The 12,192-nt window shown below is 51.8% G+C and carries 14 protein-coding genes; 7 read left to right on the top strand and 7 right to left on the bottom strand.

Annotated elements, in window-relative coordinates; genetic code table 11:
* Positions 1-40 precede the first annotated feature (40 nt).
* Positions 41-694, top strand: coding sequence for an enterobactin synthase subunit EntD (gene entD, locus SK34_RS13475; protein WP_048233238.1), 654 nt, complete (start codon positions 41-43; stop codon positions 692-694).
* Here entD and SK34_RS13470 read toward each other — a convergent pair.
* On the bottom strand, positions 669-1,388 hold the full coding sequence (locus SK34_RS13470) for a GNAT family N-acetyltransferase (protein WP_048233237.1): 720 nt from the start codon (positions 1,386-1,388) through the stop codon (positions 669-671). The genes entD and SK34_RS13470 overlap by 26 nt on opposite strands.
* Positions 1,389-1,530: 142 nt before the next feature.
* On the opposite strand from SK34_RS13470, the gene SK34_RS13465 reads away from it, so the two are divergent.
* Both SK34_RS13465 and SK34_RS13460 read left to right on the top strand, forming a co-directional pair.
* On the top strand, positions 1,531-2,649 hold the full coding sequence (locus SK34_RS13465; RefSeq protein ID WP_048233235.1) for a YbdK family carboxylate-amine ligase: 1,119 nt from the start codon (positions 1,531-1,533) through the stop codon (positions 2,647-2,649).
* A 66-nt stretch (positions 2,650-2,715) separates the two neighbouring features.
* On the top strand, positions 2,716-2,964 hold the full coding sequence (locus SK34_RS13460; RefSeq protein ID WP_003835669.1) for a DUF1158 domain-containing protein: 249 nt from the start codon (positions 2,716-2,718) through the stop codon (positions 2,962-2,964).
* Between the two features lie 21 nt (positions 2,965-2,985).
* Here the strand turns inward: SK34_RS13460 and SK34_RS13455 are convergent, their stop codons facing one another.
* Positions 2,986-3,327, bottom strand: a complete 342-nt coding sequence (locus SK34_RS13455; protein WP_003021996.1) for a RamA family antibiotic efflux transcriptional regulator — start codon at positions 3,325-3,327, stop codon at positions 2,986-2,988.
* A 17-nt stretch (positions 3,328-3,344) separates the two neighbouring features.
* Positions 3,345-4,457 (bottom strand): MBL fold metallo-hydrolase, encoded by a 1,113-nt coding sequence (locus tag SK34_RS13450; RefSeq protein WP_003835671.1) that lies wholly within the window; start codon positions 4,455-4,457, stop codon positions 3,345-3,347.
* A 189-nt stretch (positions 4,458-4,646) separates the two neighbouring features.
* Between SK34_RS13450 and SK34_RS13445 the strand changes: the two genes are divergently transcribed.
* From SK34_RS13445 to SK34_RS13430, 4 genes are all read left to right on the top strand, one after another.
* On the top strand, positions 4,647-5,228 hold the full coding sequence (locus tag SK34_RS13445) for a TetR/AcrR family transcriptional regulator (RefSeq protein WP_003835677.1): 582 nt from the start codon (positions 4,647-4,649) through the stop codon (positions 5,226-5,228).
* On the top strand, positions 5,228-5,596 hold the full coding sequence (locus SK34_RS13440) for an MmcQ/YjbR family DNA-binding protein (protein ID WP_016149755.1): 369 nt from the start codon (positions 5,228-5,230) through the stop codon (positions 5,594-5,596). The genes SK34_RS13445 and SK34_RS13440 overlap by 1 nt, the downstream gene beginning before the upstream one ends.
* Before the next feature lie 119 nt (positions 5,597-5,715).
* Entirely contained in the window at positions 5,716-6,369 is a 654-nt protein-coding gene (gene nfsB, locus SK34_RS13435) for an oxygen-insensitive NAD(P)H nitroreductase (protein ID WP_003021982.1), read from the top strand.
* 64 nt (positions 6,370-6,433) lie between these two features.
* Positions 6,434-7,678 carry a mechanosensitive ion channel family protein gene (locus SK34_RS13430; protein WP_003835682.1) on the top strand — a complete coding sequence of 415 codons (1,245 nt, stop codon included), beginning with the start codon at positions 6,434-6,436 and terminating at the stop codon, positions 7,676-7,678.
* Between the two features lie 3 nt (positions 7,679-7,681).
* On the opposite strand, the gene SK34_RS13425 is transcribed toward SK34_RS13430, so the two are convergent.
* The 4 genes from SK34_RS13425 to SK34_RS13410 form a co-directional block, all read right to left on the bottom strand.
* On the bottom strand, positions 7,682-8,662 hold the full coding sequence (locus SK34_RS13425) for a LacI family DNA-binding transcriptional regulator (RefSeq protein WP_003835685.1): 981 nt from the start codon (positions 8,660-8,662) through the stop codon (positions 7,682-7,684).
* Positions 8,663-8,739: 77 nt separating this feature from the next.
* On the bottom strand, positions 8,740-9,891 hold the full coding sequence (locus SK34_RS13420) for a Gfo/Idh/MocA family protein (RefSeq protein ID WP_044699482.1): 1,152 nt from the start codon (positions 9,889-9,891) through the stop codon (positions 8,740-8,742).
* Positions 9,888-10,916 (bottom strand): sugar phosphate isomerase/epimerase family protein, encoded by a 1,029-nt coding sequence (locus tag SK34_RS13415; RefSeq protein ID WP_003835689.1) that lies wholly within the window; start codon positions 10,914-10,916, stop codon positions 9,888-9,890. The genes SK34_RS13420 and SK34_RS13415 overlap by 4 nt, the downstream gene beginning before the upstream one ends.
* Before the next feature lie 15 nt (positions 10,917-10,931).
* The gene (locus SK34_RS13410; protein ID WP_048233234.1) at positions 10,932-12,173 is read right to left on the bottom strand and encodes an MFS transporter; all 1,242 of its coding nucleotides are present in this window, start codon (positions 12,171-12,173) and stop codon (positions 10,932-10,934) included.
* Positions 12,174-12,192 lie beyond the last annotated feature (19 nt).

Here is a 12,192-nt window from a genome sequence, read left to right as displayed (position 1 = left end):
TCCCTCTCCTCGCTACGGGGAGAGGGAAACAATAACGACGATGCACACAACGCACACAACGATCACTTTCGCAGACCACACGCTGCACATTGTCGAGTTCGATCCCGACACCTTCCAAGAGCACGACCTGTTCTGGCTCCCCCACCATACTCAGCTTCAATCCTGTGGGCGTAAGCGTAAAGCTGAGCACTTAGCGGGGCGTATTGCCGCAGTACATGCATTACGTGAATACGGTATCAAAACTGTGCCTGGCATCGGCGGGCAGCGACAACCGCTGTGGCCACAAAAGTTGTTTGGCAGCATCAGCCACAGTACGTCAACTGCGCTGGCGGTGGTATCGACGCATCCCGTCGGACTGGATATAGAAGCTATTTTTACGCCACAAACCGCAGTTGAGCTGACTGGCGGTATTATCGATAACTGTGAACAACGGCTTTTACAGTTCAGTTTGGTTCCCTTTCCGCTCGCCTTAACCTTGGCGTTTTCCGCCAAAGAGAGCGTGTATAAAACATTTTCCGCGCAGGCATCGGAGCTGCCGGGATTTGCCAGCGCCAAAATAGTTGCACTCACAGCGACACACTTAACGGTGCAAATCATCCCGTCATTTTCGCAAAACCTCGCCGGGCAGGAAGTTAATGTTCGCTGGTTTCAGCATGATGAAAACATCATTACTCTGTGTGAAGCGACTTTGTAACAAAGTCCGCCATTGACCGGCGTTGCCGCCCGTGTTCATCAAAGTTCTCCGCCGCCAGCCAGCGCTGTAACACGGCGTCACACTGGGGCCATTCGCCGTCAATCATCGATAACCAGTCGCTGTCGCGATTGCGGCCCTTACGCACAATCTTCTGGCGAAAGCGTCCTTCGAAGATAAACCCAAGGCGCTCCGCCGCCCGTCGAGAAGCGGTGTTCAGAGAATCGCATTTCCACTCCACGCGACGATAACCCAACGCAAACGCCTGGCGCAGCAGCAGCCAGATGCTTTCGGTGCCAAGTACCGTATTTTTCATGCGTGGTGACCAGGTCACATGACCAATTTCGACCGAACCGTGCTCTCGTTCGATCGCCATAAAACACACCAGTCCGACGGCTCGTCCGAAACGCTGATCAATGACGGCATAGGGAACCAGAGAGGTATCAGTGGATTTCCCCTCAACCCAACAAGCTGCAGCCTCAACGCTTGTGGGGCGAGAGCTTGCAAGCCAGGTCCAGTCGCGATCGTCCGGTGCCTGCGCGTAGGCATCAAACAGATCGGCGGCATGGCTGTCGGCATCCAGAGGAACCAGTCGACAATATTGACCGACAAGCGTTTCCCGTGGCAGTACGGCAGCGCCATTCCAGTCCGGCACAACATCGCCGACGGTCTGCCCATAAAGATTTATTTCCGGCACGATTCAACCCCTGTTGCGAAGTAAAAAATAGTTATAACACCAGCTATTTCACCTTCAAAGCGTCACCAGGGAATATCTGACAACGAACAGAAAATCAGCCGCCCTTCTATACTGATTAAAAATCAACGCTGAAGAGAGTCTTATGCCACTTCCCGATTTTCATGTTTCTGACCCTTTCACGTTAGGCATTGAACTGGAAATGCAGGTGGTCAATCCTCCGGGCTACGACCTGAGTCAGGATTCTTCCCGGCTGATTGACGCCGTAAAGCCACTGCTTACCGCCGGAGAAGTGAAGCACGATATCACGGAAAGTATGCTGGAGATGGCGACCGGAGTTTGTCGCAATATCGACCAGGCGAGTGCTGAACTATCCGCTATGCAGCAGATAATCACGCGGGTTGCTGCAGAGCAGCACCTCGCCATTTGTGGCGGTGGTACGCATCCATTTCAAAAATGGCAACGTCAGGAAGTCTGCGATGACGAACGCTATCGGCGTAACCTGGAAAATTTCGGTTATCTCATTCAGCAGGCGACGGTATTTGGCCAGCATGTGCATATCGGCTGCGCAAACGGCGACGATGCCATATACCTTCTGCATGGCCTGTCGCGATTTGTTCCGCATTTTATTGCGCTCTCTGCCGCTTCACCTTATATGCAGACGTCCGACACGCGGTTTGCCTGCGCGCGACTGAATATATTCTCCGGATTTCCCGATAATGGCCCGATGCCATGGGTGAATAACTGGCAGGAATTCGAGGGGCTATTCCGTCGACTGGCTTACACCAGCATGATTGATAGTATTAAAGATTTACACTGGGATATCCGTCCCAGCCCACACTTTGGCACGGTAGAGGTTCGGGTAATGGATACGCCGCTGACCCTTGATCATGCGGTCAATATGGCAGGGCTTATTCAGGCTACCGCCCACTGGTTACTCACCAAACGTCCGTTCAAGCACCAGGAGCGTGATTACCTGTTGTATAAATTCAATCGTTTTCAGGCCTGTCGCTTTGGTATGGCGGGAATCATCACCGACGTCAATACCGGCGACGGTTGTCGCTTGTCAGATGATACATTGCGACTACTGGAGAATGTTGCTGTCTCTGCGGATAAAGTGGGCGCGGCCAGCGCGATTGAAGCCTTGCATCTGCAGGTTAAGCATGGTCATGGCGAGGCGCAAAACATGCGTGACTTCGTCGCCGAAGGCGGGTCGCTGAGTGGTCTGGTGAAAAAACATTGTGAGATTTGGGCCGGGCTGTAAACGTGGCGTTTGCGTTGCCCACAGAGATCCCGGACAATGGCTTTTTAACTCAAGTTTAACAATACCATGAAACACCCGCTTGAATCACTGATGACCGCCGCCGGGATCCTGTTGCTGGCATTTTTGTCCTGTCTGCTGCTGCCCGCCCCATCAGTTGGCCTGGTACTGGCGCAAAAATTCGTGGCCACCTTTCATTTGATGGATCTCAACCAGTTTTATACTTTGCTGTTTTGTCTGTGGTTTTTACTGCTGGGGGTGATTGAGTATTTCGTTTTGCGCTTCATATGGCGGCGCTGGTTCTCGCTGGCGGATTAGGCCCGCGAGAACCCTTAGCTGTTAATGCGTTCGGCTATGATTTTCTTTGCGATAAGCGCCCGGCGGCTGGCTGAACGTACGGGTGAAAATACGCGTAAAGGTCTGCTGCGAATCGAATCCGTATTTCAAACAGATGTCGTACACTTTCTGGTCGGTATCGCGTAGATCGCGCGCGGCCAGTAGCAGCTTGCGTTCCCGAATGTAACGCCCGAGGCTTTCGCCTTTATACTGCATAAAAAGACGCTGCAGGTGCCATTTTGAATATCCCGCATGGCGTGCAATATCATCAATGCGCAATGGTTGATTCAAATTATCATCAATCCATTCAACAATCGTATCAATTACCTGAGCAGAAATCGTCATCATGCTCTCCCCTGTATTCATTGAGTCACCTGTTGCCACCAGGCCGTAAACAGTTGGTCCGGTGCGGACAGTATTACCGGTTCACCCAGCATTGGCGTCAGCAATCGGTAATCGTAACGACGGCTGGCAAGCGCCAGTCGTTTGTAAGGATCATCCCAGGTATGTTTCGCCAGAACGAAACGACCTGCATGCCCTGGTAGAACGGCTTTCGCATGCAGATCGACCGCAGCCTGTGCCGTCTCTTCCGGCATCATGTGAATAAACTTCCAGTCATGGTCATACTGGCCGTTCTCCATAATCGCCAAATCAACCGAGCCAAACTGCTCGCCGATGGCTTTAAAATGCGGTCCATAGCCGGAATCGCCGCTGTAATAAACGTTCTGCTCCGGCGTTTCAAACATGAAACTCGCCCATAGCGTCTGATTGCGCTTGATGCCTCTCCCCGAAAAATGACGGGCTGGCAACGCATGAACGATCAGCGAATCCGTTACTCTGATGGATTGATTCCAGTCCATCTCGTCGATTATCTCGCCGCGCATTCCCCAATAACGCAGATGTGACCCTACGCCAAGCGGCGTAATCACCCGCTTAATTTTCGGCATCAACGCCTTGATCGTGGCAAGATCCAGATGGTCATAGTGATCGTGCGAGATAATGAGCAGATCGATCTCCGGCATCGTCTGTGCGGACCACGGATAATCACCGGCAAAGGCTTTGTTCAGGAATGAAAGCGGTGCGGCATAGTTGCTAAACACGGGATCGATCAGGATACGTTGACCCGCCAGTTGCAAATACCACGAAGAGTGACCCAGCCAGACAAGCGTGTCCTGCTCTGGAGATAACCCGGCGAGATCGGTCGCCACCAATGGCAACGGATGTGCTGGCCGCGCATTTTCGCGCTTAGCGACCAAAAACTCCCACCAGGCAGCCAGCATACTTTTGTTGCCGGTATAGCCCGGTGTTGGTACCTGGTTATGAAACTGTCCATCACGATAGTGCGGTGACTGTTCAACCTGACTCAGCTGTGCCCCTTTCGGTGCCTGACCAAACCCGGCATTGAGTAAAAACGGTAAACTTGCAGCTGCGCCAATGAGCATAATAACAACCACACAAACTGTGAGACGCTTCATATCCTGACCTTAAACACGCCCCCTTTCCGCTGGTTTGCGTGACTGACTCTTGATTATGAGTGAGTAAGCACTCATTATAGAAATCGAAAGTTCGCCGTCAAGATGATTTTCAATCTTTGACATTCACCGTTGCGGTGCTGCAAAGGCCGTGATTCAATCATGCTTTTTACAACTTAAGGGTAAAGTGTAGTGGCTCGTCCGAAGAGTGAAGACAAAAAATTGGCATTACTGGAAGCTGCAACCACAGCATTTGCACAATCAGGTATTGCGGCGTCTACCGCCGTAATTGCCCGCAATGCAGGTGTTGCGGAGGGAACGTTGTTTCGCTATTTCGCGACCAAAGATGATTTAATCAACGAGCTTTACCTCTTTTTAAAGCACGATCTCTGTCAGTCGATGATGGCAAATCTGGATCGCTCCGTGACCGATGCCAAAACCATGACTCACTATATCTGGAACAGCTACATTAGCTGGGGCCTGAACCATACCTGTGGGCATCGCACGATTCGCCAGTTAGCCGTTAGCGAGAAAATCAGCAAAGAAACAGAACAGCAGGCCGACGATATGTTCCCGGAACTGCGCGATCTTTGTCATCGCTCCGTGCGACCTGAGTTTATGTCTGACGAATATCGCGCCTTCGGCGATGGCCTTTTTCTCTCTTTGGCGGAAACCACCATGGAGTTCGCAGCCCGCGACTCTGCCCGGGCCAAGGAATACATATCGATGGGATTTGAAGCGATGTGGCGCGCACTAACCCGCGAGGAACAATAATGGACGGCCTGACCCTGCCTACCTGTGCGAAACGCCTTGCGCTCGAACTGCCTTTTACCGAACACTGCTGGCCATTCGGCCCGGAATACGATGTATTCAAGGTTGGCGGTAAAATTTTTATGCTGGTCACGGAGCTTCGCGGACGTCCGCTTATTAACCTGAAATCCGATCCGCAAAAATCACTGTTAAACCAGCAGATCTACCCCAGCATTAAACCCGGCTATCACATGAATAAAAAGCACTGGATCTCGGTCTATCCGGGCGACGACATTACCGAGTCATTACTGGCAGAGCTGGTGAATGATTCCTGGCACCGCGTCGTTGACGGCTTGCCGAAGCGGGATCAAAAACGCCTGCGTCCAGATTGATTTATCGCTAACCCCGATAAGTGTTTTTGCATTTTCCTGTCTTATCTTTTTCCTGCTAACCCTGTACCCTGCTGAAACAAAACGTACCCGCAGGGTATAAAAAACCACCAGGAGTAGTTATGGATATTGTTTCTGTCGCCTTAAAACGTTACTCCACTAAGGCATTCGATCCGACTAAAAAACTGACCGCTGAGCAGGCCGAAAAATTAAAAACGCTGCTGCAGTTTAGCCCATCCAGCACCAACTCTCAGCCATGGCATTTTATCGTTGCCAGCACTGATGAAGGTAAAGCGCGTGTGGCCAAATCCGCAGCCGGCGGCTTTGTGTTCAACGAACGTAAAATGCTGGATGCTTCCCACGTAGTAGTGTTCTGCGCCAAAACGGCGATGGACGACGCGTGGCTGGAGCGCGTGGTGGATCAGGAAGAGAGCGATGGCCGCTTCGCCACCCCTGAAGCTAAAGCTGCAAACCACAAAGGTCGTACCTTCTTTGCTGATATGCATCGCAAAGAACTGAAAGATGACAACCACTGGATGGCAAAACAGGTGTACCTGAACGTTGGTAACTTCCTGCTGGGCGTTGCAGCAATGGGTCTGGATGCAGTGCCGATCGAAGGCTTTGATGCGGCGGTGATGGATGCAGAGTTTGGTCTGAAAGAAAAAGGTTTCACCAGCGTAGTGGTGGTCCCGGTGGGTCATCACAGCGTAGAAGATTTCAACGCCGCGCTGCCGAAATCCCGTCTGCCGCTGGAAACAACGCTGACAGAAGTCTAGTCCCCACATTTGCATAAGCTCCACACAGCGGTCATCATAGACCGCTGTTTATTAAGGAGACGTTATGCAGGAATTGATATCTCAGGTAGAAGAACTCGGCATTGAAATAAATCACACCACTTCGCTGGTGATGATTTTTGGCATTATTTTTATCACCGCCATTATTGTTCACGTTATTTTGCACTGGGTGGTATTACGCGCATTTGAAAAACGCGCCAGCACCAGTTCCCGTCTGTGGTTGCAAATTATCACGCAGAACAAATTATTCCACCGCCTGGCGTTTACGCTGCAAGGTATCATCGTCAATATACAGGCCACACTCTGGCTACAAAAAGGCAGTGAAGCGGCCGATATATTAGTGACTTGCGCACAGCTGTGGATCATGATGTACGCCCTGCTGTCCCTGTTTTCTCTGCTGGACGTTATTCTTAACCTGTCACAAAAGCTCCCAGCCGCATCTCAATTACCCTTAAAAGGTATATTTCAGGGTATCAAACTGATCGCCGCCATCCTGGTCGGGATCCTGATGATTTCCCTGCTGATAGGTCAATCGCCGGCAATACTGATAAGCGGCCTGGGTGCCATGGCAGCCGTGCTAATGCTGGTATTTAAAGACCCGATTCTCGGTCTGGTGGCCGGAATACAGCTCTCGGCCAACGACATGCTTAAGCTTGGCGACTGGCTGGAAATGCCGAAATACGGTGCAGACGGTGCTGTTATCGATATTGGTTTAACCACCGTCAAAGTACGCAACTGGGATAACACCATCACCACGATCCCCACCTGGTCACTGGTATCAGACTCTTTTAAAAACTGGAGCGGAATGTCGGCTTCAGGCGGTCGGAGAATTAAACGCAGCATCAGCATTGATGCCACCAGCATCCATTTTCTTGATGAGGATGAGCGTCAGCGACTGCATAAAGCACACCTGCTGAAACCGTATTTGACCACGCGTCACCAGGAAATCGACGCGTGGAATCAGCAATTAGATGCGCCTGAATCGGTATTGAATCACCGCCAAATGACCAATATTGGCACCTTCCGCGCTTATCTGAACGAATATTTGCGTCATCACCCGCGTATTCGCAAAGATATGACGTTAATGGTGCGCCAGCTTGCGCCAGACGATCACGGATTACCAATCGAAATTTATGCTTTTACCAATACGGTGGTCTGGCTGGAATATGAAAGTATTCAGGCTGATATCTTCGACCATATCTTTGCCGTGGTCGAAGAGTTTGGCCTGCGCATTCATCAGTCGCCTACCGGAAACGATATTCGCGCACTGTCTGGCGCGTTTCAGCGATAACGCTCAGGTACTGGCGCGTGAAATATAGCGCCAGTCCATCATCACCCTTTCCGTCTGCGCGTCAGGATTTTCTATTTTATTCAGCAGCAATCCTACCGCTTTGCGGCCTATATCCCGCGAGGGCTGCTCAATGGTCGAAAGCTGAGGGGAAACCATTTCTGCCAGTTCCGTACCGTCGAATCCAACGACGGCGATATCCTGCGGGATCTGTAATCCGGCATCGAAAATAGCTCGCATCGCACCAGCGGCTAACGTGTCCGATACGGCAAACACCGCGTCGGGTTTCACCTCTGCGGCAAGGAATGTTTTCATCGCCGCAATTCCTGCGCTGGAACTTAATTCACTGGCGTATTCCACGGCCTGATATTCAAGCGACAGCGCATGTAGCGCCGCTTTATAGCCGCGTTCGCGTAACCGGGCGTATTTATAACTTAGATCATGGTTGATTAAGGCAATGCGTTGGTAGCCCTTTTCCACCAGGTGAGATATTACCGACTGTGCAGCGTCAACATCGTTAATCCCGACGCAGGAAACCGCACCTTTATCAGCGTATTCCGCACACTGAACCCAGGGCGCGTCGCCAATCAGCGTAGTCAGTTCCGGTAATTTTGAGAATGCATCCATGGTGATAATGCCATCGACGATTTTCCCCGACAGCAACTTCAACGCCGATTTTGAGCGGGCTGTATCCGAGCCGGAATTACACAGCAAAATGCGATAGCCATTCTTCTCCGCCTCCTCTTCAATACCTTTAACAACCTCTGCACAAAAAGGGTTGGCAATGTTGGAAACCATTACCAGAATCATCGAACTACGTGCCGTACGCAACTGACGCGCCAGCAGGTTGGGCTGATAATTGCTTTCTTTAATAGCCTGTAGCACGCGCTCGCGATTTTTGGCTTTGACGGTATCGCTGTGATTCAGCACACGCGATACCGTCGCCACTGACACACCGGCAAGCTGAGCGATTTTTTGAATAGACATAACGACGACACATCCTGCGGTTTACGCTTTGCGTTGAGGCTACCATAAAATCGCCGCCTGGCGAACCGGATGCGTGTTTAGCGCTGTACTGATATCCAACGCTGCTGCTGATGGCTTTTTATAATTGCATCAATGATATACATCACATCCGCGCCATCAGAAAATGACGCAAATCGACGCTCCGCCGTCGCGGGCATTTTGCCTGCCGACACCGCCTGATAAAACTGCTGCATCATATTCTTGAACGCATCCGGCCAGCCCTCAATATGCCCGCCAGGAAAGTGCGCACTGGCAGCAACATCCGCATTCATCAATCCAGGGTCATCCGTCAGGATCTGGTTCGCCTGCTGACGGTGCCCAACCCAAAGCTGTTGCGGCGTTTCCTGATCCCAGTGCAGTGAACACTGGCTACCGTTAATTTCAAAGCTCAGGTGATTCTTGCGCCCTGCACTCACCTGCGAAACGCTAAAGCAGCCTTTGCTGCCATCATCAAAACGTACCAGCACCGATCCACGATCTTCCGTCGTAACCGCTTTATCCTCAAATTGCACATCAGCCATTTGCTGACCAAACGTAGCGTTACTGGCAATGCTGGCTTTACGTACCGGCCAGACGATAGCCAAATCTGCCATCACCTCGACAATACGTTTTCCAGTCACGAATTGCACCGTGTCACACCAGTGTGAACCGATATCCGCTATCGCCCGCGAATTGCCGCTCTGTACAGCATCGACCCGCCAGTTGTAGTCAGTCTCCAGCAGCATCCAGTCCTGCAAATAGCTCCCCTGAACTGCAAACAGACGGCCTACGCTGCCGCTTCTGACCATACTGGCCGCCTGCTGCACCATTGCAAACTGACGATAGACAAAGCTCACGCCGTGCACCACTCCCACCTGCTGTGCCAGCCTTTCCAGTTCACGAGCCTCATCCGGCGTCATACACAGCGGCTTTTCTGAAAACACATGCAGGCCCGCGCGTAAAATCTGCCGATTGATGTCGGCATGCAGATAATTCGGCGTACAGTTATGCACTACCTGCAGTCCGGGATGCGCCAGCAGCGCCTCAACGCTGCCATACGCATGAGGAATATGAAGAGCATCTGCACGTTCCTGGGCAACCGCCAGCGAGCTATCACAGAGCGCCACCACGTTCAGACCGCCGAGTCGACGCAATGCCTCAATATGTGCAGGTCCAATAAATCCGCTACCAATAATGCCAACCTGTATCATTTGCGTACCTCATCGCCAGCGGCGAAATCATCAAATGCGCGTGCAGAAACCGGAATAATATGGCGGCGTATAAAATCACTCCCCTCACGCGCCCCGGTTTGCGCGTCTTTCAGGCAACACTCCCATTCCAGCACCGCCCAGCCAGGGAAATCATATTGTGTGAGCTTGCTGAAGATCGTTTTGAAATCGACCTGCCCGTCCCCCAGGGAACGGAAACGCCCGGCACGATCGAGCCACGGCTGGTAACCGCCATAGGCACCGCTACGGCTACTGGCGTGGTACTCAGCGTCCTTGACGTGAAACGCTTTAATGCGGGAATGGTAAACATCGATAAATCCAAGATAATTCATCTGCTGCAATAACAGATGGCTAGGATCATAGAGAATGTTGCAGCGAGGATGATTATCAACCAGCGCAAGAAAACGCTCAAACGTCACGCCATCGTGCAGATCTTCGCCGGGATGGATCTCAAAGCAAACATCCACCCCATGATGATCAAAGCGATCGAGAATCGGTCTCCAGCGCCGCGCCAGCTCCAGAAATGCCTCTTCAAAACGTTGACGATTATGCGGTGGCCATGGATAAAAGAAAGGCCAGGCGAGCGAACCTGAAAACGTGGCATGCGCAGTCAGCCCCAGTCTTTGCGAAGCCGCAGCGGCCTGGTGTAAGGTTTCGATGGCCCACGCCTGTCTGGCCTGCGGATTAGCGCGTACAGATGGCGGAGCAAATCCGTCAAAAGCGTCATCATAAGCCGGATGGACTGCAACCAGTTGACCTTCAAGATGGGTCGATAATTCGCTAATCACTAACCCATGCCCGGCCAGCATCCCGCGAATATCATCACAATAGGCCTGACTTACAGCAGCTTGTTCGACATCAAACAGCGACTTGTGATTACACGGGACTTGTAATGCCTTATAGCCCAGCTCCGCTGCCCATTTTGCCACGCCTTCCAGGGTGTTAAATGGCGGGCGTTCCCCGATAAATTGCGCCAGAAAAATGCCAGGCCCTTTGATGGTTTTCATAACCCCTCCTAAAAATTACGCCTGCTCTTTATCGTCATACTTGAAAGAGAAAAGGAAAATCACGGCAATGACTGCGGCAGCTACTGCCGGGATCCACCAGAATGTGGTCCATGCCTGAGGCACGGTTTGCCCCGCCACCAGCCGGTTGTAAAGTGCGCCTGAAATTTGCGAGCCCAGCAGCATCCCGATCCCATAGGTAAACATGACGATCATGCTTTGCGCCTGACCTTTTACTTTTTCCCCGGCGATACGATCGGTGTAAATAAAGCCGACCACGAAGAAGAAGTCGTAACACACGCCGTGCAGCAGAATGCCGAGATACAGCAGGAATCTGCCCTCTTCGCTGATGCCGAGGGCAAAGAAGGCATAACGCACGAACCAGGCGCACATCCCGATTAACAGCATGTATTTCACGCCCAGGCATCTGAACAGGAAAGGGATTACCAGCATGAAGAAAATTTCAGACATCTGACCAAATGACATCGCCGTACTGACGTCGCCAACGCCCGCATCAGCAAGAAACGACGCGGTATATGCGTAATAGGTTCCCAACGGCACAGAGATGAGCGTCGCGCAGAGTGAGAAAACAAAAAAGTGACGAACCTTGAGTAAGGCGAAAGCATCCGCACAAAACAGATCGCGAACTTTTACCGGCAGTCCTTTCGCCGGTGCTGGTGTGTTGGGCAGCGTCAGGCTGTAGAGTGCCAGAATCACAGAGATAATCGCCGCCAGCGTAAAGATGCCGGTGGTGTCTGAAATTCCGGTTACACCGATAAAGATCCCCGCAACAATCCAGCCAATGGTGCCAAACACCCGCACCACCGGGAAGGTTTTGTCCTTATCCGACAGGCTATGAAAAGCAATGTTGTTAGTAAGCGCCAGAGTTGGCATATAGCACAACGTGTAGCCAAACAGCAGACCAATCAACAGCGCGCCGTTTTGCGCCACCAATGCCTGCGGAACAAACCACAGGATTGCCGCACCAGCAAGGTGCATCACTGCCATCACCTTTTGCGAGGCAAAGAAGCGATCTACCAGCATCCCTAAGACGAACGGCGACAGAATAGAAGCAATGGGCCCGGCTGAAAACGCATCCCCAATCAACAGTGACATGTTGTGCTGGCTCATCACCAGCCCCAGCGTGACGGACCAACTTCCCCAGATAAAGAACTGTAAGAACATCATTAGCGACAGCCGGGGCACCAGCAGCCGGTACTGTACGCTCTGTTTTCCACTACTTTCGGTTGTTGACACCATTTTTGCCCCACCCTTAAAA

This window comes from Citrobacter sp. MGH104 (assembly GCF_001034485.1).
Lineage (GTDB): Bacteria > Pseudomonadota > Gammaproteobacteria > Enterobacterales > Enterobacteriaceae > Citrobacter > Citrobacter freundii.
The sequence above is the reverse complement of the archived record's forward strand: the minus strand, read 5'-3'. Positions and strand labels throughout refer to the sequence as shown.

Coding starts and splice junctions, on each gene's coding strand:
- entD (WP_048233238.1), top strand. CDS start 41: ATGCACACAACGCACACAACGATCACTTTCGCAGACCACACGCTGCAC.
- SK34_RS13465 (WP_048233235.1), top strand. CDS start 1,531: ATGCCACTTCCCGATTTTCATGTTTCTGACCCTTTCACGTTAGGCATT.
- SK34_RS13460 (WP_003835669.1), top strand. CDS start 2,716: ATGAAACACCCGCTTGAATCACTGATGACCGCCGCCGGGATCCTGTTG.
- SK34_RS13455 (WP_003021996.1), bottom strand. CDS start 3,327: ATGACGATTTCTGCTCAGGTAATTGATACGATTGTTGAATGGATTGAT.
- SK34_RS13450 (WP_003835671.1), bottom strand. CDS start 4,457: ATGAAGCGTCTCACAGTTTGTGTGGTTGTTATTATGCTCATTGGCGCA.
- SK34_RS13440 (WP_016149755.1), top strand. CDS start 5,228: ATGGACGGCCTGACCCTGCCTACCTGTGCGAAACGCCTTGCGCTCGAA.
- nfsB (WP_003021982.1), top strand. CDS start 5,716: ATGGATATTGTTTCTGTCGCCTTAAAACGTTACTCCACTAAGGCATTC.
- SK34_RS13430 (WP_003835682.1), top strand. CDS start 6,434: ATGCAGGAATTGATATCTCAGGTAGAAGAACTCGGCATTGAAATAAAT.
- SK34_RS13425 (WP_003835685.1), bottom strand. CDS start 8,662: ATGTCTATTCAAAAAATCGCTCAGCTTGCCGGTGTGTCAGTGGCGACG.
- SK34_RS13420 (WP_044699482.1), bottom strand. CDS start 9,891: ATGATACAGGTTGGCATTATTGGTAGCGGATTTATTGGACCTGCACAT.
- SK34_RS13415 (WP_003835689.1), bottom strand. CDS start 10,916: ATGAAAACCATCAAAGGGCCTGGCATTTTTCTGGCGCAATTTATCGGG.
- SK34_RS13410 (WP_048233234.1), bottom strand. CDS start 12,173: ATGGTGTCAACAACCGAAAGTAGTGGAAAACAGAGCGTACAGTACCGG.